The organism is Limnobacter sp., from assembly GCF_043511195.1.
GTDB lineage: Bacteria > Pseudomonadota > Gammaproteobacteria > Burkholderiales > Burkholderiaceae_B > Limnobacter.
Window position 1 is genome coordinate 2406981 of record NZ_CP121330.1, and the last position, 25045, is coordinate 2432025.

Genomic DNA, 25045 nt, shown 5'->3' on the forward strand with positions numbered 1-25045 from the left:
CAACCCAAGCGTTTCAAATAACTACGGCCTGGATTTAATCAAGTTCACGACAAAAGTAATTGCCGCAAGCACAATGAAAATGAAAAACAATACTTTTGCAATTTCCACCGCACCGGCCGCAATACCACCAAATCCAAACAAAGCAGCGATTAATGCAATTACAAAAAACACAACTGCGTAGTGCAACATGATCAACTCCTTGGGGGTTTAATTGGTTGACGCTTTACAGTAAACGCCTTAAGTGGAAAAGTAGGTCAGCTTTTGCCGAAGAAGTTGTGAGCAATGTCCTACAAGCCGGTAAAACACGCCTCTATTTTCTGGTTTGCCGCCTGAAGAATAGGTTAAATTAAATACAGATCATCCCGTAACAAAAGGATCATCGTGATTCTTGTCATCGCAAACCCGAAAGCTGGCTATCTCAAAACACGCAATTCCAGCGGCAGCCTTGCGGACATTCACCGCATTCTGGGCAATGCCGGACATGTGGCATTGACTCAAAATGCACAAGAACTAGAACAGGCCCTACTTGCCTACCAAAGCAGTCCACCCACTGTAATTGTGCCTTTTGGTGGGGATGGCACCGTGTCTGCGGTTTTGGGTGCAGCGGCCAAAGTGTGGGGTGAACGGGTGATTCCGCCAATTTTTCCCTTGCATGCAGGCACCATGAACATGATCGCTTGGGACGTGTATCCAAAAACAGCGCCGCTAAAAGCACTGCGCTGGTTGGTTGAACACCAGGCAAACGCCCTTTTACACAGCACACCGCGCTACCCCGTTAAAACCTCGGGCGAACAGTACGGATTTGTATTTGGTTTCGGCGTCACGGTGAACTTCATGCACGCCTATTACAGCCTGGGCAGTGGCCCTGTTGCTGCCGCCAAACTCTTGGCCAAAATTGCCTGGGGAATTATTCGCCAAAGCGAATTTGTAGACAGGCTTTTTTCAACAGTTAAAGGGCAGCAAATCCGCAACGGCGCAGCGCCACAGCAATTTGCCTGGCAGGCCTGCCTTGCGCTGAGCATTCAGTGTTTGCCACTTCGATTTCGTGTATCCACCAGCGGCGGGCCACAGGCCCAACAAGACATGTGCCTGATCGCAGGCGTACCCAACAAACTTGCGCTTGTGTTGAACCTGTTGAGAATCTGGTTCGGGACCATGCCAGCCAGCGTCGGCGTCGAGCGCAGCACCATTTCCAGCATTGAATTTCAGTTTGACGCGCCAACAGCATGGCAACTCGACGGCGATGTGCACCCGCCTGTGAATTCAATTCAGATCAGCAGTGCCCCTGCTGTTCAATTTGTGGCCATGGAATAAAAAAAGGGATCCCAAGCGGGATCCCTTTTTCATTCTGGCGGAGACGAGAGGATTTGAACCTCCGATACCCTTTTGGGGTATGCTCCCTTAGCAGGGGAGTGCCTTCGACCACTCGGCCACGTCTCCAGAAGGCCGAATTATACACGGTTTCGGCCAAAATGTTGAATGCAGGCGCAAATCGCTTTCAAGCAAATTACGCCGTATTCAAACAACTCAAACTTCAGTTCAAGCCGCTTCTTTTTCAAGGCCAAAAGCCTTGTGAAGTGCACGAACCGCCAACTCCATGTACTTGTCATCGATCAACACCGACACCTTGATTTCCGAAGTAGAAATCATCTGGATGTTAATGCCCTCTTCTGACAAGGTTTTGAACATCAAGCTGGCCACGCCAACATGCGAGCGCATGCCAATGCCCACAACCGACACCTTGCACACATTCGTGTCGCCGGCCACTTCACGTGCACCCACGCTGCCTTGAATCTTGTTCTTCAACAAGTCCATGGTTTTGTTGAATTCATTGCGGTGTACGGTGAAGGTGAAATCGGTGGTGCCATCCGAACCCTGGTTCTGAATGATCATGTCCACATCGATATTGGCCTCAGCAACCTGACCCAGAATTTGGTAAGCCACACCGGGCTTGTCGGGCACGCCACGAATGGTCACTTTTGCTTCATCACGGTTGAAAGCGATACCGGAAACAACGGCCTGTTCCATATGTTCATCATCCTCAAAAGTAATCAGCGTGCCGGAAACCTTTTCTTCGTCCAGCGACATCATTGGATCGGTCAGGCTGGAAAGCACTCGGGTAGGCACACGGTACTTGCCGGCAAATTCCACTGAACGAATTTGCAGAACCTTGGAGCCCAAAGAGGCCATTTCCAGCATTTCTTCAAAAGACACCACACGCATGCGGCGCGCCTCAGGCACCACACGGGGGTCGGTGGTGTACACACCATCGACATCGGTGTAAATCAGGCACTCTGCCGCACCCATGGCTGCAGCAATGGCCACAGCCGACGTGTCTGAGCCACCACGGCCCAACGTGGTTTGGTTACCGGCATCATCAATACCCTGAAAGCCCGTGATGATCACAACCTTCCCGGCATTCAATGCCGCTTTCACGCGTGTGTCATCAATCGACTCAATGCGTGCCTTGGTGTGGCTGCTGTCGGTTTTGATGGGCACTTGCCAACCAGAGAAACTGATTGCATCCAGACCCTCTGCTTTCAAAGCCATGGCCAACAAAGCCACAGACGCCTGCTCACCAGTGCAACACAGCATGTCGAGTTCACGGGGATCAGGCTCAGCCTGAATTTCCTTGGCCAGGCCAATCAAGCGGTTGGTTTCGCCAGACATAGCCGACGGCACAACCACCATTTGAAAACCTGCGCGGTGCCATTTGGCGACACGCTTGGCTACATTCTTGATACGTTCTGTGGACCCCATGGAGGTGCCACCGTATTTATGTACTATCAGTGACATAGTCAGATCGCCCTGCACAAATAAAAAGCGCGAACCATTTCGCGCTTTTAAATCAATCAGTTGAATATTTTACCTGAAATTCCCGCTGCACTTATTGATTCGCGGAATAACCCAGGTTCATTTGCAAGCCTGCCGACTCCAGCACCTCCGGGTGCTTGCGCATGTACTCAAGCCGATCCAGATACTCTGTGGTGACGTCGCCGGTGATGTACGAGCCATCAAAACAACTTGCGTCAAAGGTTTGAATTTTGGGATTCAAATCACGCACAGCGCGTTTCATGTCGGCGATGTCTTGATAAAACAAGGCATCGGCACCAATCTCCGCACAAATTTCCTCATCGGTCCGGCCCGACGCAATCAGTTCATCACGCGTGGGCATGTCGATACCGTAAACGTTGGGGAAACGCACAGGGGGCGCAGCCGAAGCAAAAATCACCTTCTTGGCACCCGCTTCACGGGCCATTTGTACAATCTCGCGGCTTGTGGTGCCGCGCACAATCGAATCATCCACCAAAAGCACGGTTTTGCCTTTGAACTCAACGGAAATTGCGTTCAACTTCTGGCGCACGCTTTTCTTGCGAACCGCCTGGCCGGGCATGATAAAGGTACGACCGATATAGCGGTTCTTGATAAACCCTTCCCGGTAAGGCACACCCAATTGATTCGCCAACTCCAAAGCTGCGGGGCGGCTTGAATCAGGAATGGGCATGACTACATCAATTTCACCGGCAGGCATGCCTTTGCGAATTTGATCGGCCAGGTATTCACCCATTTTCACTCGGGCTTCGTACACGCTAATGCCGTCCATCACTGAATCGGGGCGCGCCAAATACACATACTCAAAAATACAGGGGTTCAGTGACGATTTCTCGGCACACTGCTGCGCATGAAGCTTGCCGTCGAGATCTACGAATACGGCCTCGCCCGGATCAATGTCGCGCACAAACTCAAAACCCATACCGACCAGCGCCACAGATTCCGATGCAAACATGTACTCGGTGCCCTGCTCTGTTTCAGCCTTGCCCAAAGCCAGCGGGCGAATACCAAACGGGTCACGGAAGGCCAGCAAACCGTAGCCTGCAATTTGAGCCACACAGGCATAGGCACCACGCGCACGGGCATGAACGCCAGCAACAGCACGGAAAATAGTGACTGGATCAAGCGAGTAGCCCGATGCATTCGATTGAAGCTCGTGGGCCAGTACATTCAACAGCACTTCGGAATCGGAATTTGTATTGATGTGGCGACGATCGTTCTTGAACAGCTCGGCTTTCAAACGCTCGCTGTTGGTCAAGTTGCCGTTGTGGGCCAACACCAAACCATAAGGCGCATTCACATAGAAAGGCTGTGCTTCATCGGAGCTGGCTGCAGAACCCGCAGTGGGGTAACGCACATGACCAATGCCCATATTGCCAGGCAATGACCGCATATTGCGGGTGCGGAATACATTGCGCACCAAGCCGTTACCTTTGGACATCGAGAACGAATTGCTGTGCGCCGTGGCAATACCTGCGGCATCTTGACCGCGGTGTTGCAACAACAGCAAGCTGTCGTAAAGAATTTGATTAACAGGAGAAAAACCGGCAATACCGACAATCCCGCACATTGAAAGCTCCTAGTAGCGCACCCATTTGCCCACACTTTCAGGCAAATGCGGCTTGATTTCTCTCATCGCATCTACCGCCAAGGGGGACAACATGGCGTTTCGCCAAAATGGCTGTTCCGGAAGCGAGGTAAACCCAGCCCCAGTAACCAGCACCAACACAATAAATAAACCACGCGCGAAGCCGAACGTAGCACCCAGGCCACGGTCCGCAAAACCCAAACCTGCTGCAGCAACAATTTTGCCCAACAGTGAAATCAGAATGGCACCCACCAACATGGTTGCAAAAAACGCAGCAGCGCAGCCAATAAGGGCTTTCATGGGGGGGCTCAGCGATTCCGCCCAGTCCATGTACACCGCCAAATCCGCGCCATAGCGGTTTGCAACCCAGAAAGCCAACACCCAGTTGGCCAGGGAAAGCACTTCTTTGACCATGCCCCTGAACACACCCAAAATGACCGACAGCACCACCACGGCAATGACGATGTAATCAAATATCGTCACTGCACCACTCTCCCGGAGGAGTAACCAGCAGCAGCCAGCTTGGCCTTGGTTTCATCCGCCTTGGTTTGACCCGCGATTGGGCCAACCCTGACCCGGTACACGGTGCCGTCGGCAGTGCTGGTGGACTCCACCTTGGCAGGAAAACCCTTGCCACTCAATTCTTTGCTCAATGCATCCGCACGAAGCTTGTCGCTGACCGCTGTCACCTGCACCCAAAACACCTCGGCTTTGGCAAAAGCCGCGATGGGGTCCTCAACCTTAGGTTCCACCTTAGGTTCCACTTTGGCCTCTGGCTTAGGTTCCACCTTAGGCTCTACCTTAGGTTCCACCTTTGGTGTTGGCTTTGGCGCTGCCTTGGGCTCGGATATGACGGGGGGTGGCTCTACAGCGGGTGCAACGGGCGCAATGGCCACGGCTTGCTCCTGAGTAGACTGAGGTGCTTCTATTTTGGGTGACTCGGGTACCTGGGCAGCTTGCGCAGGAATTTCAGCTGAGGGACGATCAGGTACCACCAGCTCAACGTCGCTGCTGGTTTGGGAAGGTTCATTTTCCACCAACGCGGGAACGATGATAATGGCCGCCAGAAAAAGTGCTATGGAGCCTACCAATCGCCTTCTTGATCTGCGTTTTAACTCATCAACTGGATCGTTGTTGACTTTGTTCCTGGCAGTAGAACGCGAATTTGAACTCACCTGCACTCCTGAAAAAAATTAACCGGGACGTTTTCGAAGCGCTTCTTTGGCTTGCATGGCTTGCGCCACAACCAGGAAGGATCCAAAAAACAGAATTCTATCATTGGGCGGCACTGCAGAAGTGACCACCGCATACGCTTGACTCACACTCTCGTAGCTCTGCACACTTTTTTCAGGTGGCTACTTCGCAATACCGCCTTTGGCCAATGCCTGGGAATTGGCCACCCAGTCAAAAGCCGCTGAATCCACACCAGCCAGTTCAAGCTGCTGCTTCAACTGCGCAGTGCTGCGACCACGATCGCCTTGCAGCGGCACCAAATGCCAATGGTCGACCCTGTCTTTCAACGCTTTGACCACCTCCACTGCATCTTTATCGGCCAGCATCCCGAAAATACAATGGGTGTAGGGGAAAAAACCCATGTTGTCGAGGCTTTCACGCAAATGCGCAGCTGCATGCGGATTGTGTCCAACGTCTAAAACAACAGTGGGTTGACCCGGCAACACTTGAAAACGCCCCGGCCATTCCACCAAAAGAAACCCCTGACGAATGGATTGCGCTGGAACCGGCAAGCGATCGCGAACCGACTCAAGCGCAGCCAGCGCAGCCGAGGCATTCAACAATTGATTGGTGCCACGCAATGCTGGATAAGCCAAAGCGGCACGGCGCATGCTGCGGCCACCATAGGCCCACTGCTGCTTGTCCCCGCCGTAGTTGTAATCGCGGGCAAACAACCACAAATCAGCACCGATTGCGTTGGCGTGGTCAATCACGCTTTGGGGCGGTTTGGGGTCGCCCACAATCGCGGGTTTGCCGGCACGGAAAATTCCCGCCTTCTCGCGACCAATGCTTTCGCGGTCTGGCCCCAGAAAGGCTTGGTGATCAATGTCAACGCTGGTACATATCGCGCAATCCGCATCAAAAATATTGACCGCATCAAGGCGCCCGCCCAAGCCCACTTCCAGAATTACAGCATCCAGCTCAAGGCGAGAAAACACCAGGGCGACCGCGAGCGTGGTGAATTCAAAGTAAGTCAGGGAAATGCCGGTTGCCGTGCGAGCCAGCTCCACCTGCTCAAAGGCTGAAATCAACTCGGGCTCAGCCACCTCTTGCCCATCGATTCGTGCCCGCTCGGTAAAGCGAATCAGGTGGGGCGAAGTGTACATGCCCACCTTGTAACCCGCCTGAATCAGAATACTTTCCAACATGGCACAAGTGGACCCTTTGCCATTGGTCCCCGCCACGGTGAACACGACCCCGTTCAACACAAAACCCATGTGCTGCTGAACCACCTTCAGGCGGTCCAGACCCATGTCGATCGGCTTGCTGTGTATCAATTCCAGATAGGCGAGCCACTCGGTAAGCGTGGCGTTGGCTGCTGGTTTTGCGGGTTTCTGTTCGGGTACTGCTTGAGTCATAAGTGTTCAGGCGGCCTGATCAATCTGTTTTTTCAACAACAGCGCCAAAAGGCTGGCCAAGGTTTTTTTCATTTCACGGCGATCCACGATGCAGTCTACTGCACCCTTTTCCATCAGGAATTCAGCGCGCTGAAAACCTTCCGGTAGTGTTTGGCGCACAGTTTGTTCAATCACGCGGGGCCCGGCAAAACCGATCAACGCTTTGGGTTCTGCAACCACCACATCGCCGAGAAAGGCGAAGCTTGCCGACACGCCACCCATGGTTGGGTCGGTCAACACGGAAATGTAAGGGAGTTTGGCTTGGCTAAGTTTGGCCAACATGGCTGAGGTTTTCGCCATTTGCATGAGCGAACCCAAACCTTCTTGCATGCGGGCACCACCAGAAGCAGCAATGCTGATGAACGGCACATTGGCATCTAGCGCAGCCTGTACGCCACGGCAGAAGCGCTCACCGACCACCGAACCCATCGAGCCGCCCATGAAATCAAATTCAAAGCAGGCAATCACCACCTCCATGCCGTTCATGGTGCCTTTCTGCACCACCAGGGCATCGGTTTCACTGGTAGATTCCTTGGCTTCATTCAAACGCGCTGTGTAGCTTTTGCTGTCCTTGAATTTCAAGGTGTCCATGGGCAGCACTTCCTGACCAATTTCCACACGCTCATCGTTGTCGAACAACAAATTCAAACGCTCACGCGAACCAATGCGCATGTGGTAGGTGCACGAGGGACACACCATGGCGTTGCTCACCAAGTCGTTTTGGTACAGCACCGCATCACAGCTTTTGCACTTCGCCCAAATGCCTTCCGGCACGCTTTTTTTGGCAGAGTCGCCGGGAGTTTTCGACGAAATGCGTGGTGGAATAATTTTGTCAAACCAACTCATACACTTTCCCTTGCTGAGGTATTTTTATTTTGAGCCGAACTTTGAATCAAGCGCGGCACGAATCGGGGCAATAAACTTGCCCGCCAAAGCGGCGGCCTCTTGTGGGCTGCCTGCTTCCAGAGTTTGTATCAAGGCTGAACCAATCACCACTGCATCGGCAGACTCGGCCACGCGGCATGCTGATTCAGCATCGCGAATGCCAAAGCCAACGCCCACAGGCACGTTGGTGAATTTGTGGATGATAGGCAATTTGGAGCTGACTTCAGCCGCATTCAGATTCTGCGCACCCGTCACACCCTTCAGTGAGACGTAATACACATAACCACTTGCCACTTTGGCCACTTTTTCAATGCGTTCATCCGACGAAGTGGGTGCCAGCAAAAAAATCGGATCCAGTTCAGCTGCCCGAAGAAACTTGGAGAACTCGATCGATTCTTCTGGTGGATAATCCACCACAAGCACACCGTCTACCCCAGCCTTTTTGGCTTCAGCCACATACTTTTCAACACCCATGCGTTCGATGGGGTTCGCATAACCCATCAACACAATGGGTGTGTGTTGGTTGGTTTGGCGAAACTCGGCCACGTAATCAAGAATTTTGCGTGAAGTAACGCCTTTTTCCAAGGCACGCTCGCTGGAACGCTGAATCACAGGGCCATCGGCCATGGGGTCAGAAAAAGGTACACCCAACTCAATAACGTCAGAACCTGCGTTGGCCAAGGCATGCAACATGGCCACGGTTTGACCAGGATCAGGATCACCACCGGTGACAAAGGGAATTAAACCCTTGCGCCCTTCTTCTTTTAACTTCGCGAAAACTGCTTTGATTCTTGACATGGTGTGTTGTAAAAATTATTTCTTGTTGCAGGCCATTTCTGCGCCTGTTTTGCAATCGGGGTGGCAGTAAAACTCGGCACCACTCAGGCGCGCCACGGTGTGCATATCTTTGTCGCCGCGGCCTGACAAATTCACCAGAATCACCTGGTCTTTCGGCAGGGTTTTGGCCAGTTTGGCAGCATGGGCAAGTGCGTGGCTGCTTTCCAGCGCGGGAATAATACCTTCAATGCGGCAGCACTGGTGGAAAGCCTCCAAGGCTTCTGCATCGGTAATTCGCACGTATTCTGCTCGGCCAGAATCTTTCAACCATGCATGTTCAGGACCCACGCCGGGCTAATCCAGACCAGCAGACACGGAATGAGTTTCAATAATTTGGCCGTCGTCACTTTGCAGCAAATAGGTGCGATTACCATGCAACACACCAGGTGTGCCAGCACTCAGTGATGCGGCATGCTTGCCGGTTTCAATGCCCTCGCCAGCAGCCTCAACACCCACCAGTTTCACACCATCCACGTTCAAGTAAGGGTGAAAAATACCCATGGCGTTTGACCCGCCACCCACACAAGCCAGTACGTAATCAGGCTGCTTGCCCACCATGGCTGGCATTTGCTGAATGCATTCGCTACCAATCACGCTTTGAAAATCACGAACCAACATGGGATAAGGATGCGGACCGGCCACTGTGCCAATGATGTAAAACGTGTCTTCCACGTTGGTAACCCAGTCGCGCATGGCTTCGTTCAATGCGTCTTTCAGGGTTTTGGAGCCTGAAGTAACCGGAATAACTTCAGCACCCAGCAACTTCATGCGAAACACGTTCTGTGCCTGTCGGGCTACATCTTCTTGCCCCATGTACACCACACACTTCATGCCGTAACGCGCTGCCACGGTGGCAGTGGCCACACCGTGCTGACCCGCGCCAGTCTCGGCGATTACGCGGGGCTTGCCCATGCGCTTAGCCAACATGGCCTGCCCAATGCAGTTGTTTACCTTGTGCGCACCCGTGTGGTTCAGGTCTTCGCGCTTGAAATAAATTTGCGCACCGCCAACCAGATCAGACCAGCGCTTGGCGTGGTAAATGGGGCTGGGGCGACCTACAAAATACTTCAACTCACTTTCAAATTCTGCCAAAAACTCTGGATCGTTTTGATAATGTGCGTAAACGCTTTTGAGTTCTTCAAGGGCGTGAACCAGGGTTTCAGATACGAAGGTGCCGCCGTAGGGGCCGAAATGGCCTGTAGCGTCTGGAAATTCATAGGGTTTGTTCATGATGCTGCTCTATCTGGGTTCACTTACAACAGCCCTGCATCGGCCTTCTGGACCGCTTTGCAGAACGTTTCAATTTTCTCGATACTCTTTACGCCACGCGTTGACTCAATCCCGCTGGACACATCGACGCCGTAAGGCCTCAGGCCATGAATGGCTTGTTCAACGTTGCTTGCATCCAACCCTCCGGATAATACCAAAGCCTGCTTCAGTTCATCCGCTTTGGGCAGCAAAGACCAGTCAAAAGTATGCCCTGTTCCACCATACGCCTCGCTCCACGAATCGACAAGGAGCGCCTGCGCTGAATGAAACCGGCTGCTCTCCAGCCTCAAATCCACTCCCGCTTTCATTCGAATCGCTTTGAGATAGGGTCGCTGAAAGCTGCCGCAAAATTCCGGGCTTTCATCACCGTGAAACTGCAACAGCACGTTGGGAATTTCAACAATCACAGAATTCACGAAATCAGCTTGCGGATTCACAAACAAGGCAACTGGCGTTTGCCAGGCACCCAAACAACGGGCAAGCTGGCCTGCCTGCTGCACCTCGACATGGCGTGGAGAGGGCGGATAAAACACAAACCCCACCGCATCAGCCCCAGCCCGAGTGGCCGCACGCACCGTGTCTTCGGTTTGAAAGCCGCACAATTTGATTCGGGTTCTCATGCAAACAATTCCTGTATTCCGTATTGCGCAGGGTATTCAATATTCCACAAGCTTAAACCTTGCGCGGGGTAAGTTTTAGCAGCAAGGCTTCTATTTTTGGATTCAAGAACCTCTTGCAGCCAACCCTCAGCTTGCCGGTGCAAACCCACTTCCATCAGGCTGCCCATCAAATTTCTAACCATGTGGTGCAAAAATGCATTGCCGTGAATTTCAAAATAACTGTGATCACTGGCTTCAATCAGGTTTAGGGCGTGCAAAGTGCGCACCGGGCTGGCTGCCTGGCATTGGGAAGCCCTGAAAGCGCTGAAATCATGGGTACCCAACAAACAGGCACTGGCATTTCGCATGGCTTGCAAATCAAGGGGGTAATGCACCCAGGTCATGAAGCGCTTGAACGGATCGCGAACAGGAGCGCTGTAAAAATAATAGCGATAGGTGCGGGACACTGCACTGAAACGTGCATGAAAACTGGAATCAATCTGCTTGGCGCCTTGAACCGAAATGGATGGCGGCAAGCTGTTATTGACGCCTTTTACCCAAGCGGTCAGTGGTCGGTCGGCCACGGTATCAAAATGCACCACCTGCTGACGGGCATGCACACCCGTGTCGGTTCGGCCTGCACAGGTTAATGCAACTGGTTCTTGGGCAATGGCCTGTATGGCTTTGGTCAAGTAGTCTTGAACGGTGCGGCCATGCGGTTGGGTTTGCCAACCTTCAAACTCATGACCGTCATAGCTCAGGCCCAAGGCCACTCTGTTCATTTAGTTCAACGTGGCCAAAAGCGCCTTGGCCTTGCGAACCTGATCAGCATCGCCCTTTTTCACGATTTCGTTCAACAACTCTTTGGCACCGTCTGCGTCACCAATTTCAACATAAGCGCCCGCCAAGTCCAACTTGGTGGCCACTTCCTGCCAGGTGGCATCGTCCACTTTGGGGTCTGGAACATCCACATCCAGATCAACCAGCGATTTATCAGCTGCCTCTTCAGGCACATCGTCAAGCGCAGCTGCGGTTGCGGAATCCGTGTTATCAGGGTCTTCCGGATCGCCCACCAAATCGTCAAAGGCTGCATCAATTTCACGCACACCCTCTTCCTGCGGCGTGGGTTGCTTGCGCAATTCGTCGAGTTCTTCCTGCGCAGCCAAAGTGCCCTTCTCGATTTCATCCAGATCGTCCAGAATCGAACCCGATTTGGCTTGAACCACATCTTCTTCCGGGAAATCCAGCGTGACTTCGCTGTCCAGCGATTCTTTGTGTTGCTGCGCCTCATCTGACGCTTCGTTCAACTCAGGAATATCTGCAGCAGCAGACTCAGCCGCCACCTCGCTGGAAGCAGCACGCAGTTGTGTTGTTTCCTCTGTGTCAGCTTGCTTGAGTCGATCATTGAGCACTTCATCCAGATCAAAGTCAGAATTCTCAGCCTGATTCAAACTGTTTTCACGTTCAGCCGCAATTCCTGCGCTGGCGGCCGCAATCGCTTCGTCAAACTCATTCACTTCGCTGAAAGAGGATTCATCCTCAGTATCCAGCTCCTCTTCCTGATTCTCGGCTTTGTTCTTGCGGGCACGGGCAATCAGCAGCAAAACAAGCAGTACCGCCAAACCACCTGCACCTGCCAAAATCCAGGGCAGCCAGTCAAAAGGCGTGTCTTCTACCGGGGGCTGCGCTACAGGCGCCTGCACGCCTTCCGTGGGCTCCGGGACCTGATCAGCAACAGGCGCGTCGTCAGTTGCCTCGGTGCCACCATCTCCCAGTGTTTCCGAAGGCACATCGACAGCAGCGGGTTCAGCGGCATCAAGCTGCCCGGCCTCATTCGCTGTTTCAGCTGGCACGGTGGGTTCAGCGCCCAAATCTTTCTGCATGTCGAGCAAACGTTGCAAGTCGCTTACGTTTTTCTCGAGCAGGGCAATTCGCTCGTTGGCCTCAGCAAGCGCTTTGTTTTTCGCCAACAACTCTTCAGCGTTGGTATCGGCGCTGCCTGCACCTTGAGCTGCACCGGGAGCAATCTGCAAACGATCCGCAGGAGCGGCTGCGCTGGCCTTGGGTGCCTGGTCTTGTGGAGTAATACTGCCTTGGCTACTTGTTGAGGCGGCCGCCGCCACCTGATTGTCAACAGTTAACAAGCCAATTTGACGGGCGTAGGCCGAGTAAACGTTTCGGTCATCGTTTTGGGCCAAAACCAGCAATGCCTCGTTGGCATTGCGGGATCGCAGGGCTGCGCGGTTGGGCACCTGAATTTGGGCGCCTTCACGAATCAGGTGCACACTGCCATTGATAAATGAATCTTTGTTGGCCTCGTAAATTGCTGCCATGGCCTGATTCAGCGACACTCCGTCGCCCACAAGCTGCAAAGCAAGCTCGGACAAGGTGTCACCGCGCTGAACATTCAAGGTGCCTTCCGGCGCTGCCGGCGGCGTCACGGCCGGGGCCGGGGCTGGCGCAGAAACAGCGGGGGACTTGGGTAGCGCCGCCACTGGCGGAGGTGTCATGGGTGGGCGAATTTCAGGAAGACTCGTTGCGGGTTCAGCAGCCTGAGCCACGCCAACAGGCACGGTCAAAGTGTATTCACGGGCAACGCGACCGCCCGCCCAGGTCAATTCAACCAAGGTGTCGATAAACCCTGCCGGCAAGGGCTGGGCAGACGTAATCTTCACCGTGGCCGTACCGGGCTTTGGACCATCCTTCACGGCAAACTGAAGGTTCTTCAGGTTTGGATCCATCGTCAGGCGAGCCGCCTTGAATGCCTCGGCAGAAGCAAGCTTGGCCTGCAAGGAAGCGCGTTCCTCTGGCAACACCAAATCAACCAGGATTTCCGCCAAGAAAGGCTCACCTGCACCCGACAAAACCTCGAGCTTACCGAGCTGTGCCGCTTGCGCGAAGGAACTTGCCAACAAACCTGATGCAAAAACAAAGGGCAGAATCTTCTTTTTGGTATGCCTCACCCGTTTACTCCATGAATGTTCAAGCCACCTTCGGCAGCTTATTGTGATCAATATTGGTGCTGCTTAGCGTTCGATCAGAATGCGCAACATACGACGCAATGGCTCGGCCGCACCCCACAACAACTGATCGCCCACCGTGAATGCGCTCAAATAACTACCACCCATGGCCATTTTTCTCAAACGCCCCACAGGCACGTGCATGCGACCTGTTACCGCGGCTGGAGTCAAATCGCGCATGGAAGCATCGCGTTCATTGGGAATCACTTTAACCCAATCATTGGCCTTGGCAAGCATGTCATTGATCTCATTCAACGGAATGTCTTGCTTCAACTTGATCGTCAACGCCTGCGAGTGGCAACGCATGGCGCCCACACGCACGCACAGACCGTCTACAGGCACGCAACCGGACGCGCCCATGGCAGGTTTGCCCAAAATTTTATTGGTCTCGGCACCGCCCTTCCATTCTTCTTTGGACTGGCCGTTGCCCAGGTCTTTGTCGATCCATGGAATCAGGCTTCCACCCAGTGGCACGCCAAAATTATCGCTAGGGTAGGCATCGGAATTGATGTGCTGAGCAACCTTGCGATCAATTTCCAGAATGGCAGACGCGGGGTCAGCCAAGAGGTCTTGGACCGAACCATGAATGCTGCCCATTTGCGAAATCAGTTCACGCATGTTTTGTGCGCCAGCACCCGAAGCCGCCTGGTAAGTCATGGAAGTGACCCACTCGATCTTGTCATTCTGGAACAGGCCGCCCAAAGCCATCAGCATCAGTGACACGGTACAGTTACCACCCACGTAATTCTTGACGCCTTTGGTCAGGCCGTCTTTGATCACGTTCATGTTCACGGGGTCAAGAATGATAATGGCGTCGTCTTTCATGCGCAGGCTGGAGGCCGCATCAATCCAGTAACCATTCCAACCCGCTTCGCGCAGCTTGGGGAACACCTCGTTGGTGTAATCACCACCCTGGCAAGTCAACACCACGTCCATTTGTTTCAGGGCGTCGATACTGTTTGCATCTTGCAAGGGGCCCGCATTGCCGGCGAAAGCCGGTGCCTTGCCACCCGCATTGGAAGTCGAGAAGAAAATCGGCTCGAAATGCGCGAAATCATTCTCTTCCTGCATGCGTTGCATGAGCACGGAACCCACCATGCCACGCCATCCAACCAAACCAACTTTCAACATAAAAAACTCCAGTACTTTTAAATTCTTGAATTGCGATTTCGCTTTAGCGCTGTTTGGCCAGCGCAGCCACAATCGCATCGCCCATGCCCACAGTGCCGGTACGCACCTTCCCATCGCGCCAGATATCGCCGGTACGCGGCCCCGTGGCCAGCACGGTTTTCACCGCATTCTCAATACGGATTGCATAGTCCTCAAGACCAAAGGTGTAACGCAGCATCATGGCCGCTGAAAGCACCGTGGCCATGGGGTTGGCCAAATCCTTGCCCGCAATGTCGGGTGCTGAGCCATGAATTGGCTCGTAAAGACCAAAGTTCGATTCGTTCAGCGAGGCCGAGGGCAACATGCCAATAGAACCGGTCAACATGGACGCTTCATCTGACAAAATATCACCGAACAGATTACCGGTCACGATCACGTCAAACTGCTTGGGGTTTTTCAGCAACTGCATGGCGGCATTGTCCACATACATGTGGCTCAGTTCGACATCGTTGTATTCCTTGCCCACTTCGGTCACGATATCGCGCCAAAACTGGGTTGTTTCCAGCACATTGGCCTTGTCGACAGAACACAGCTTGCCACCGCGCTTTTGCGCGGCCTGAAAGGCCACATGTGCAATTCTGCGAATCTCGGTTTCGGCGTAACGCATGGTGTCGAATGCCTCACGTTCGCCCTTGAATGGACCATCTTCGGCAATTCTGTTGCCACGCGGGGTGCCAAAGTAAATGTCGCCAGTCAATTCACGAACAATCAGAATATCCAGACCAGCCACCACTTCCGGGCGCAAGGTCGACGCATCGGCCAGCTCGTCGTACACCATGGCCGGGCGGAAATTGGCAAACAGGTTCAAAGCCTTGCGAATTCCCAGAATGGCCTGCTCGGGGCGCAGGTGGCGCGGCAGTGTATCCAGCGAAAAATCGCCAACGGCACCAAACAACACAGCGTCGGACGCCTTGGCCAAAGCCACAGTTTCCTCTGGTAGCGGCACACCTTTCTCGCGATAAGCCACACCTCCGATCAAGGCATGCTCGAACTCGATGTTCAAACCGTCAGTTTTCAGTGCTTCAAGCACCTTAACGGCCTGCGCTGTAATCTCTTGGCCAATGCCGTCACCGGGCATTACGGCGATTTTCAATGTCATTCTGATTCTCTGCTTGTTTTTATTTAGATGGTGTTTGCAAGCCAAGGCTGGTTTGCCAGGCGGTTTTTCTCGAACGCAACAATTTCGTCACGGTGCTGCAAAGTCAGGCCAATGTCATCGAAACCATTCACCAGGCAATGCTTGCGGAATGCATCCACGTTAAAACCATAGCTTTTGCCAGCAATACTCACGGTTTGGTGCTCAAGGCTGACTGTGATTTCAATGCCAGGCTTTGAGTCAATTGCCGTCAAAATCTCTTTCACCTCTTGTTCTTTTAAAACAATGGGTAAGAAACCATTCTTAAAGCAATTGTTGAAGAAAATATCGGCAAAACTACTGGAAATAACAGCCTTGAAACCATATTGCTGAAGTGCCCAAGGCGCGTGTTCGCGCGATGAACCACAACCAAAGTTGGGGCCAGCCACCAACACGGTGCCACCTTGAAACTCGGGTTTATTCAACTCGAAATCAGGATTCAAGGGGCGTGTGGTGCAATCCATGCCAGGCTCACCTTCGTCGAGATAACGCCAGCCATCAAACAAATGCTCCCCAAAACCTGTTCGCTTGATGCTTTTCAAAAACTGTTTGGGAATGATGGCGTCGGTGTCCACATTGGCGCGGTTCAACGCAACGGCGATACCAGTGTGGGTTACAAATTTGTCCATAATTAATCCGTGAATATTCCGGATTTACCGGAGTTCAAGCCGCGCTGGAAAAACAACATTGCCAGCGCCACTTCAGAATGCAAGTTAAAAATTACTTCTTGTTTTCATCGGCAGTGCGCTCAATGGCTTCACCACCGGCTTTGATGTCTTTGCCCATGCCTTCAATGGTGTTACAGGCAGACAATGACAAAGCTGACAAAGCGAGCAAAAGTGCGGAAACGATTTTCATATCAAACACTCCTTTGTTTTAAAAAGTTCTGGAATCAGTGAAATGGCCTGCAATCGCCGCCGCGGCCGCCATGGCCGGGCTAACAAGGTGTGTACGGCCGCCCGCACCTTGACGTCCTTCAAAGTTCCGGTTGCTGGTAGATGCACAACGTTCACCACTGCCCAGGCGGTCGGCGTTCATGGCCAAACACATGGAACAACCAGGCTCACGCCATTCAAATCCGGCATCCAGGAAAATTTTGTCCAGACCTTCTTTCTCAGCCTGCGCCTTCACCAGGCCAGAGCCTGGCACCACCATGGCCAACTTGACTGACTCGGCTTTTTTCTTGCCCTTCACCACCGCTGCGGCGTCGCGCAAATCCTCGATGCGTGAATTCGTGCAAGAACCGATAAACACGGTGTCTACATTAATTTCTTCGATTTTCTGCAAGGGTTTCAGGCCCATGTATTGCAAGGCGCGCTCGTAGCCCTGACGTTTCACAGGGTCTGCTACAGAAGCTGGATCTGGCACCACGCCGTGCACATCAGTCACCATCTCGGGTGAAGTACCCCAACTCACTTGCGGCTGAATATCTTCGGCGCGTAGTTCAACCACCTGGTCAAAATGTGCGCCATCATCCGTATTCAAGGTTTTCCAGTAAGCGACTGCTGGGTCCCACATTTCGCCTTTCGGGCTGAACGGACGCCCTTTCACGTATTCAATGGTTTTGTCATCCACAGCCACCATGCCGGAACGCGCCCCACCCTCGATGGCCATATTGCACATCGTCATGCGACCTTCGACGGACAAGCCACGAATTGCCGAACCGGCGAATTCAATCGCGTAGCCGGTACCACCAGCCGTACCAATTTTTCCAATGATGGCCAAGATGACATCTTTGGCAGACACGCCTTTGCCCAAGGTGCCCTCAACACGCACCAGCATGTTTTTGGCCTTCTTCATCAGCAAACACTGAGTGGCCATGACATGCTCAACTTCTGAGGTACCAATGCCAAACGCCAGCGCACCAATGGCTCCATGGGTACTGGTGTGCGAATCGCCACAAACCACGGTCATGCCAGGCAAGGTTGCGCCCTGCTCAGGTCCAATCACATGCACAATGCCTTGGCGCAGGTCTTTGATGTCAAAGTAGGTCAGGCCATGGGCTTTTGCATTTTTGTCCAGGGTTTCAACCTGCAAACGCGAAGTGGGGTCGGCAATGCCCTTGGAGCGATCGGTAGTTGGTACGTTGTGATCCACCACCGCCAGGTTGGCACTGTTGCGCCACAAGTCGCGGCCAGCCAACTCCAGGCCTTCGAATGCCTGGGGACTGGTGACTTCATGCAGCAAATGGCGGTCAATGTAAATCAGTGAGGTACCGTCTTCTTCGGTACGCACCACGTGACTTTCCCAGAGTTTGTCGTAAAGAGTTTTTGCCATTTTCAAGGACCTGCTTCGGGCTGAATCATTCAGATTCGTCGATCTGAATTGACCAGCAAATTGCGTAAAAAATAACCCCTTATTATGCCACAGCCAGCCTTGGGCTTACAGCGCAGCCGACAAGGCGGCACCTCAAATCAAGGCCTTTAACGCTTCTTGGCTTGCTCATACAAGGGTTGAACTCGGGCTGAGTAAACTTCGAGATCCTGAATTCGATTCTCAGGCGAAGGATGCGTAGACAACAACTCGGGAGGTGAACCACCACCAGCCCGGCTCATCTTTTGCCAAACACTGATCGCAGCACGGGGGTTATAACCCGCACGCGCCGCCAACTCCACGCCAATTCGATCCGACTCCACCTCATGAGAACGGCCATACGGCAGAGAAATAGCCACATTCGCTGCCATACCCGCCAAGTCTGATGCGCCGCGGGACAAACCCAAACCTGCAGAGATCAAATCAAGCCCCACCGATGTGGCCAACTGCTGCGAAATTCGCTCGCGACTGTGTTCCCGCAAAGCATGGGCAATTTCATGCCCCATGATGGCTGCGATTTCATCATCAGTCAGGGCGAGTTTTTCGATCAGGGCCGAATAAAACGCAATCTTTCCACCGGCCATACACCACGCATTGAGCTGGTCTGATTCGATCACATTGACTTCCCATTTCCACTGCGGCGCATCGGTTCGAAAGGCCGCTGTCTGGGGAATCAATCGATTGGCGATTGCCCGAATTCTGGCCACCTGCTTGGCGTCCTTATTCAATTTGCCTTCTTTCTGGGCTTTGGCGATCACATCGGCGTAGCCTTTGGCAGCAGCCGCATCGACTTCTGCCGAAGAAACAAGCACAAACTGGGAACGATCAACCCCAACCGCCCCACCTGAGGTGGTTTGAGTAGTTAAACACGCAGTCAACACACCGGTTGAAAACGCAAGGCTTAGTGCCAGGGCTGTGCGTCGCTTGAGTCCAGAAAATACCATTATTTTTCACCTGTAATTTTCAGTAAAACCGTTTCTTAAAAACAGCACACAATGCTGCAAAGTTGACATCAACTACCGACATGAGACAGTTTATCGCGACAAAAGTGCCGAAGGTGCCAGCTTGCTGGCAATCGTAAAACGCCACCCCAAAAGCAAAGCGATCAATCCGCTTAACGACGCCATCGCAAAAGCGCTGGAGGGCCCGCCCAGTTCCCAGGCAAAACGGCCCAGAAACGTACCCGCTGATCCACCAAGCCCATAGGCAATGGTGGCATACATCGCCTGGCCACGAACCACCAGTTTTACCGGCAAATTCTCGCGCAACCAGGAAATGGTGGCGGTGTGGTGCGCCGCAAATGTTAAAGCGTGCAAGCCTTGGGCAGACAACATGATCCAACCGTATTCGGGAAATGCCGCGGTGAGTGCAAAACGGAATGCACAAGCTGCAAAACTGACGCAAAGCCAGGTGTTGAGAGAGAAACGTTTAAAAAATCGTGTTTGAAGGGCAAAAAACACCACCTCATACATCACGCCAAAAGCCCACAAGCCGCCAATGCTCATTTCTGAATAATTGAATTCAAGCAAATAAAGCGAAAAGAAGGCGTAAAAAACCCCGTGGGCAAAAATCATGAAGAACGCAGCCAGCCAGAACAGCGGCATTGGACCGGGCAATAAAAGGCGTTTGAATCCGCTGCCTGTGAAGGCAATTGAGCTTTCAGTTGCGGGCACGCGGGCGGAATCCGGCGCAAACTTCAGCGCAGCAACAAACCCGAGCAACAACATGGCACAGGCCCACACCGGATAAGAAGCAAAACCGAAACGATCGGCCACTGCGCCAAAAACCAATACAGCTGCCACAAAGCCCAAGGAACCATACAAACGCACCTGGCCGTACCGGCCCGTACAGCCGGCACAACGCTCCATGGCGTAGGAGTCGGACATGGGAACCAACCCCGAAATGCTCAAATTCAACAGAAGGATCAGCACGATCAGATACGAGGGCGTTTGCTGATACCAAAATGCCAGGGCTGCAAAGCAAAAGCCCGCAAAAGTACCCAGCCGAATCCAGCGAACCCTGTTACCGGTGTGATCCGCGATCCAGCCCCACGCAAAGGGCCCTACGATTCGCATCAGTTGCATCATGCCCAAGGACAGGGCAATCACATCCAGGCTGTGGCCAATGGACTTTAAGTACGGCCCCAGGAAAGGCGAATACAGGCCAACAAATGCGAAATACGCTGCGTAAAAAAGCGCTAACCAGCCCAGTTGCAAATGCCTGCCCGTTTCGAGATTGACGATTTAATAGTTTGAAATACCTGGTGGAATCTGTGGCGTATCCACCTGCACATCCGCACACTGCGCACGGTGCATCAGCAAATGATCCATGATGACCAATGCCAGCATGGCTTCAGCAATCGGAGTTGCGCGAATTCCAACGCAGGGGTCATGACGACCGTAAGTTTCGACTTCGATCGGATTGCCTGATTTGTCTATCGACTTTCTCGGCAGTCGAATGCTCGATGTTGGCTTGATTGCCATTCGAACTTCAATATCTTGCCCGGTGGAAATGCCGCCCAGAACACCGCCCGCATGGTTGGAGCCAAAACCCTCGGGGGTCATTTCATCGCCATGCACCGAGCCTTTTTGTGAAATACAGGCAAAACCAGCACCAATCTCAACGCCCTTCACGGCATTGATACTCATCATGGCATGGGCAATGTCGGCATCCAGCTTGTCATACAAAGGAGAACCCAAACCCACGGGTACGCCAGTGGCTTGTACACGCAGCCCTGCACCACACGAATCGCCCGACTTTCTCAAGGCATCCATGTAAGCCTCAAGCTCAGCAATTTTTCCATTGTTTGGCGCGAAGAACGGGTTGGTGTGCACATCGTCCCAAGTGGAAAATGGAATGTCCACCTCACCAATTTGAGTCATGCAACCGCGAATCTCGATACCCAGCTTACCGGCCAACCATTTTTTTGCGATGGCACCCGCAGCCACCATGGGCGCGGTCATGCGGGCAGAAGAGCGACCGCCTCCGCGAAAATCGCGAATGCCGTATTTGTGCCAGTAGGTGTAATCAGCATGGCCTGGGCGAAAGGTGTCCATGATGTTGCCGTAGTCTTTGCTGCGTTGGTCCTGATTGCGAATCAGCAAGCCAATTGGTGCGCCCGTGGTAAGGCCTTCAAACACACCGGACAAAATTTCGACTTGGTCAGCTTCCTGGCGTTGCGTCACATGGCGGGAAGTCCCCGGCTTGCGTCGATCCAGGTCGGCCTGCAGATCTGCTTCGGTCAGTGGCAAACCGGGTGGGCAGCCGTCAACCACGCAACCAATGGCAGGCCCATGGCTTTCTCCAAAATTACTGACCACAAAAAGGCGACCCAAGCTGCTTCCAGACATGCGCGTTTACTCGAATAGGCAAAACGTTATTTTATCGGATTATCCCGCACCTGAACGGCGCGGGCGTTGAGCTTGCTCAATTGCAACCAAGTTGCTACTGAATCAAAGTGCTGTCAAATGCATTCGACAGCTGATGACCAAGGGTGTGACCACTCAAAAACGCGTCTTCAACACGCGCACCATTGAGCCAGTCACCGCAAGCACCCAACATGGATTCCTCGCTGAAATAACAGGGCATGCCCACCGGATTGCTGGGCAATGAATACAGCCAACGGTGTGCAGTCAAGGTCAAGGGTTCTTCAATCAATTGACCTGTCACATTGCAAAACACATCCAGCAGCATTTTGCCCACCTCATCGGCTGCATAATCTTGGTGCAAACGGGACCAGTCTGCGGTGGCCTGCAACATCCAGCGATCACCCACCGCCCTGCCCGGTTTGGATGAATCGCGACAAATCCAGCCCAAAGGACTGTCAACCACAAAAGCCCCATCGAAATCGACTTTGACCGCTTCGCGAGGAGTCAGCATAACCGACCACGTTACATTGGACTGAACACCGGAAGCCAGGCTTGCCAAAGGCTTGTGAATTTCATCGAACAGGGGAACAACCTGTTCTGCAGGCACCGCGCACACCACAGCATCAAAACCGGATTCAACCCGCACTGTGCCATCACCAAGGTGAATAGTCAGTTGATAGGCACCATCCGTGCGGGCCATTCCAGCCACTCTGCATTGCAGGCGAATATCCAACCCGTGAGCCATAAAACGCCCCAGGCTAGCCATGCCCGGCGTGCCAACCCATCGTGTTGTGGTGCTGTTGTGTGGAGAAGAAAACCCATAACCGAGATTGACGACCGTACCGGCCCAAGGCGCAACCGCTTGCGCTTTTTGAGCCTGCTCAACCAACTGAACAAAGGCTGGGGTCGATGCCTGAAAATATTGGGTTCCGTGATCAAAACCCAAGGGGGGTTCGACATCACGGTTCAACCAGCGCGTGGGCATGCGCCCGCCCGGACCACGACTTTTTTCAAATAAAGTAACTTCGTGGCCCTGCTGAACCAATTCTCTTGCGCATGCCAAACCCGACACACCCGAACCGATAATCGCAACTCTCTTCTTCAATTTAACACCACCTGTACTGCTTGGATTTCAACTCAGTTACTGCTTTCTTCCATTGGCCAATCGCGAATATAGCCTTTCAGCATTTTGTTCTCGAACCCTTGCTCTTCGAGTACGGCCTTGGCCACATCGTGGAAAGAAATTACGCCACACAGGGTGTTTCCATCCATCACCGGCAAATAACGCTGGTGGTTCTCAAGCATCAATTTTCGAAGACTGTCCACTTCCATATCCAGCGTGGCCACTGTGGGTTCTGTGTTCATCACTTCACGAACCACGATTTCCGCCACTGGCGGTGTGGGGCCTGTGCGGTGCTCTTTTTGCCGCTTGGCCAACACGCGAATTACTTCACGGAAGGTTACGATGCCAGCCAGCACGCCTTTGTCCATGACCACCAAAGAGCCCACGTCATGATCAGCCATGGTGACAACACAATCCGATAAATTGGTTTCGGGAGTGACCGTAAAAAGCGTGTTGCCCTTCACGCGCAGGACTTCTTTAACTTGCATCACAAACCTCCTAGAATATTCTTATGGTCGTTTTATTCATCCTACCCGAAATGCCACAGCTTTCAAGTCCAAATTTCTGGGCAAATACAGGCCTGAAGCGGCAAGGGATGTAAACTACAACGATTAAAAATAAATAAATGGAGACATGGGCATGCCAAAAACCGGAAACAGATTTCAAACTTTTGCTGATTTTTACCCGTTTTACCTGGCCGAGCACAACAACCTGATCTGCCGCAGACTGCATTTTGTGGGCTCAACACTGGCACTGGTGTGTTTGTTCAAACTGATCACCACCGGCCAACCAATGTGGCTGCTGTATGGTTTGTTGACCGGATATGCATTTGCATGGGTGGGGCACTTCTTTTTCGAGAAGAACCGCCCCGCCACATTCAAATATCCGTTGTATAGCTTGATGGGTGACTGGGTCATGTACAAAGACATTCTGACCCGCAAAATTCCGTTTTAATCCTTCTTGTCAAACGGGTTCACGTTGCTTCGGAATTCAACCCGAAGCGGCGTGCCATCGAGTTTGAAACGCTCACGAATGCGGGTTTCCAGGTAACGTTTGTAATTGTCTGGAATGGCATCCAGCGCTGTGCCATGCACAATAACAATGGGTGGATTTTGGCCGCCCTGGTGCGCATAACGCAATTTCGGCCGGAAAATACCCTTGCGCGGGGGTTGCTGGTGCTCAACACACTCTTGAATCAGGCGCGTCAACTTCGGTGTAGACAGTTTTGCGAAAGCGGCTGCGTGCGCCTCGTCCACTGACTTCATCATGGCGGCGATGCCGAAAGGCTTGGTCGCCGATACATAGTGAAACTTGGCATAGTTCAAAAAGGTCAACTTGCGGCCTACTTCTGCCTTGATACGTTCTTTGCGATAGTCGTCCAGACTGTCCCACTTGTTGACAGCCAGCACCAGCGAACGCCCTGCTTCTACAATAAAGCCTGCAATTGACGCATCCTGATCAGAAATATCCTGCTGCGCATCCAGCATCAGAATGACCACATTCGCGTCTTCGATCGCCTGCAGGGTTTTGATCACAGAAAACTTCTCAACCGATTCAAACACCTTGCCACGTTTACGCAAACCAGCAGTGTCAATCAGGGTGTAAGGCTTGTCGTTGCGTTCGAAATCAATGTAAATGCTGTCTCGGGTGGTGCCGGGCAAATCGAAGGCAATCACGCGCTCTTCACCCAGCAAAGTGTTTACCATCGTCGACTTGCCCACATTGGGACGACCGGCAATTGCAACTTTGATTCGTCGCCCGCCCTCATCATCTTCTGGCAACACCGGCAATTTTTCGCAGGCAATGTCCATCAATTGACGAACGCCATCCCCGTGACTGGCAGAAATGGTTTCCGGCTCGCCCAAACCCAGCTCGAAGAAATCGGCGGCAGCCATCGAGTGCGTGTAGCCCTCGGTTTTATTGACCACCAAAATCACTTCTCGCTTGGCTTTGCGCAGCTCTGCAGCAATCACGTGGTCATGAGGGGTTACACCCTGGCGACCATCCACAAGAAACAACACCAGATCAGACTCAACAATGGCCTGCCTGCTTTGCTTGGCCATTTCAGCGTAAATGCCCTCTTTGGCGACAGGCTCAAGACCACCGGTGTCGACTACAAGGTATTCACGCGGACCAATACGCCCCAGGCCATAGTGGCGATCACGGGTTAGGCCCGGCTGGTTGGCCACAAGGGCGTCTCTTGTTCGAGTCAAGCGATTGAACAATGTGGACTTACCCACGTTTGGGCGCCCAACCAGGGCAATGACAGGTTTCAT

23 protein-coding genes, 1 tRNA gene and 2 pseudogenes are annotated in these 25045 nt (G+C 52.9%); 2 read left to right on the forward strand and 24 right to left on the reverse strand.

Annotated features, from left to right (window positions below; genetic code table 11):
- Positions 1-21 precede the first annotated feature (21 nt).
- On the reverse strand, positions 22-189 hold the full coding sequence (locus tag P0D43_RS11450) for a DUF1328 domain-containing protein (RefSeq protein ID WP_138518522.1): 168 nt from the start codon (positions 187-189) through the stop codon (positions 22-24).
- Positions 190-381: 192 nt separating this feature from the next.
- On the opposite strand from P0D43_RS11450, the gene P0D43_RS11455 reads away from it, so the two are divergent.
- Positions 382-1314: a diacylglycerol/lipid kinase family protein gene (locus tag P0D43_RS11455; protein WP_394672467.1), complete on the forward strand. Its 933-nt coding sequence runs from the start codon at positions 382-384 to the stop codon at positions 1312-1314.
- Positions 1315-1349: 35 nt separating this feature from the next.
- On the opposite strand, the gene P0D43_RS11460 is transcribed toward P0D43_RS11455, so the two are convergent.
- The 22 genes and pseudogenes from P0D43_RS11460 to P0D43_RS11565 form a co-directional block, all read right to left on the reverse strand.
- A tRNA-Ser gene (locus tag P0D43_RS11460) sits at positions 1350-1440 on the reverse strand.
- 99 nt (positions 1441-1539) lie between these two features.
- Positions 1540-2796 carry an aspartate kinase gene (locus P0D43_RS11465; protein WP_394672468.1) on the reverse strand — a complete coding sequence of 419 codons (1257 nt, stop codon included), beginning with the start codon at positions 2794-2796 and terminating at the stop codon, positions 1540-1542.
- Positions 2797-2887: 91 nt separating this feature from the next.
- Complete coding sequence (purF, locus tag P0D43_RS11470) at positions 2888-4402, reverse strand: amidophosphoribosyltransferase (RefSeq protein ID WP_394672469.1); 1515 nt, start codon at positions 4400-4402, stop codon at positions 2888-2890.
- Positions 4403-4411: 9 nt separating this feature from the next.
- Positions 4412-4903: a CvpA family protein gene (locus P0D43_RS11475; RefSeq protein WP_159570600.1), complete on the reverse strand. Its 492-nt coding sequence runs from the start codon at positions 4901-4903 to the stop codon at positions 4412-4414.
- Complete coding sequence (locus P0D43_RS11480; protein WP_394672470.1) at positions 4900-5595, reverse strand: SPOR domain-containing protein; 696 nt, start codon at positions 5593-5595, stop codon at positions 4900-4902. Before P0D43_RS11480 ends, P0D43_RS11475 begins: the two co-directional genes overlap by 4 nt.
- Before the next feature lie 18 nt (positions 5596-5613).
- Positions 5614-7011 (reverse strand): annotated as a pseudogene (folC, locus tag P0D43_RS11485) (bifunctional tetrahydrofolate synthase/dihydrofolate synthase).
- Between the two features lie 6 nt (positions 7012-7017).
- Positions 7018-7896 (reverse strand): acetyl-CoA carboxylase, carboxyltransferase subunit beta, encoded by an 879-nt coding sequence (accD, locus tag P0D43_RS11490; protein ID WP_394672471.1) that lies wholly within the window; start codon positions 7894-7896, stop codon positions 7018-7020.
- A 24-nt stretch (positions 7897-7920) separates the two neighbouring features.
- Positions 7921-8733, reverse strand: a complete 813-nt coding sequence (gene trpA / locus P0D43_RS11495) for a tryptophan synthase subunit alpha (protein ID WP_394672472.1) — start codon at positions 8731-8733, stop codon at positions 7921-7923.
- A gap of 15 nt (positions 8734-8748) precedes the next feature.
- Positions 8749-10002, reverse strand: a pseudogene (gene trpB, locus P0D43_RS11500) (tryptophan synthase subunit beta).
- A gap of 23 nt (positions 10003-10025) precedes the next feature.
- Entirely contained in the window at positions 10026-10661 is a 636-nt protein-coding gene (locus P0D43_RS11505) for a phosphoribosylanthranilate isomerase (RefSeq protein WP_394672473.1), read from the reverse strand.
- Entirely contained in the window at positions 10658-11422 is a 765-nt protein-coding gene (gene truA, locus P0D43_RS11510; protein WP_159570620.1) for a tRNA pseudouridine(38-40) synthase TruA, read from the reverse strand. Before truA ends, P0D43_RS11505 begins: the two co-directional genes overlap by 4 nt.
- On the reverse strand, positions 11423-13552 hold the full coding sequence (locus P0D43_RS11515; RefSeq protein WP_394672474.1) for a FimV/HubP family polar landmark protein: 2130 nt from the start codon (positions 13550-13552) through the stop codon (positions 11423-11425).
- A 114-nt stretch (positions 13553-13666) separates the two neighbouring features.
- The gene (asd, locus tag P0D43_RS11520) at positions 13667-14788 is read right to left on the reverse strand and encodes an aspartate-semialdehyde dehydrogenase (protein WP_394673722.1); all 1122 of its coding nucleotides are present in this window, start codon (positions 14786-14788) and stop codon (positions 13667-13669) included.
- Positions 14789-14834: 46 nt separating this feature from the next.
- Complete coding sequence (gene leuB / locus P0D43_RS11525; protein WP_159570626.1) at positions 14835-15929, reverse strand: 3-isopropylmalate dehydrogenase; 1095 nt, start codon at positions 15927-15929, stop codon at positions 14835-14837.
- A 23-nt stretch (positions 15930-15952) separates the two neighbouring features.
- A complete protein-coding gene (gene leuD, locus P0D43_RS11530) occupies positions 15953-16594 on the reverse strand; it encodes a 3-isopropylmalate dehydratase small subunit (protein WP_341236601.1) in 642 nt (213 codons plus the stop codon).
- A 91-nt stretch (positions 16595-16685) separates the two neighbouring features.
- Positions 16686-16823 carry an entericidin A/B family lipoprotein gene (locus P0D43_RS11535; protein ID WP_159570632.1) on the reverse strand — a complete coding sequence of 46 codons (138 nt, stop codon included), beginning with the start codon at positions 16821-16823 and terminating at the stop codon, positions 16686-16688.
- A gap of 18 nt (positions 16824-16841) precedes the next feature.
- Positions 16842-18242, reverse strand: coding sequence for a 3-isopropylmalate dehydratase large subunit (gene leuC / locus P0D43_RS11540; RefSeq protein WP_341236600.1), 1401 nt, complete (start codon positions 18240-18242; stop codon positions 16842-16844).
- A 146-nt stretch (positions 18243-18388) separates the two neighbouring features.
- A complete protein-coding gene (locus tag P0D43_RS11545; protein ID WP_159570638.1) occupies positions 18389-19222 on the reverse strand; it encodes a M48 family metallopeptidase in 834 nt (277 codons plus the stop codon).
- A 90-nt stretch (positions 19223-19312) separates the two neighbouring features.
- Positions 19313-20494, reverse strand: coding sequence for an MFS transporter (locus tag P0D43_RS11550; protein ID WP_394672475.1), 1182 nt, complete (start codon positions 20492-20494; stop codon positions 19313-19315).
- 27 nt (positions 20495-20521) lie between these two features.
- Positions 20522-21628, reverse strand: coding sequence for a chorismate synthase (gene aroC, locus P0D43_RS11555; protein WP_341236599.1), 1107 nt, complete (start codon positions 21626-21628; stop codon positions 20522-20524).
- A 94-nt stretch (positions 21629-21722) separates the two neighbouring features.
- Positions 21723-22751 (reverse strand): NAD(P)/FAD-dependent oxidoreductase, encoded by a 1029-nt coding sequence (locus P0D43_RS11560; RefSeq protein WP_394672476.1) that lies wholly within the window; start codon positions 22749-22751, stop codon positions 21723-21725.
- Positions 22752-22783: 32 nt separating this feature from the next.
- Positions 22784-23257: a CBS domain-containing protein gene (locus tag P0D43_RS11565; RefSeq protein WP_159570650.1), complete on the reverse strand. Its 474-nt coding sequence runs from the start codon at positions 23255-23257 to the stop codon at positions 22784-22786.
- Between the two features lie 145 nt (positions 23258-23402).
- Between P0D43_RS11565 and P0D43_RS11570 the strand changes: the two genes are divergently transcribed.
- Complete coding sequence (locus tag P0D43_RS11570; RefSeq protein ID WP_159570654.1) at positions 23403-23723, forward strand: Mpo1-like protein; 321 nt, start codon at positions 23403-23405, stop codon at positions 23721-23723.
- Here P0D43_RS11570 and der read toward each other — a convergent pair.
- Positions 23720-25045 carry a ribosome biogenesis GTPase Der gene (der, locus tag P0D43_RS11575; RefSeq protein WP_159570657.1) on the reverse strand — a complete coding sequence of 442 codons (1326 nt, stop codon included), beginning with the start codon at positions 25043-25045 and terminating at the stop codon, positions 23720-23722. The two genes, P0D43_RS11570 and der, sit on opposite strands and share 4 nt — an antisense overlap.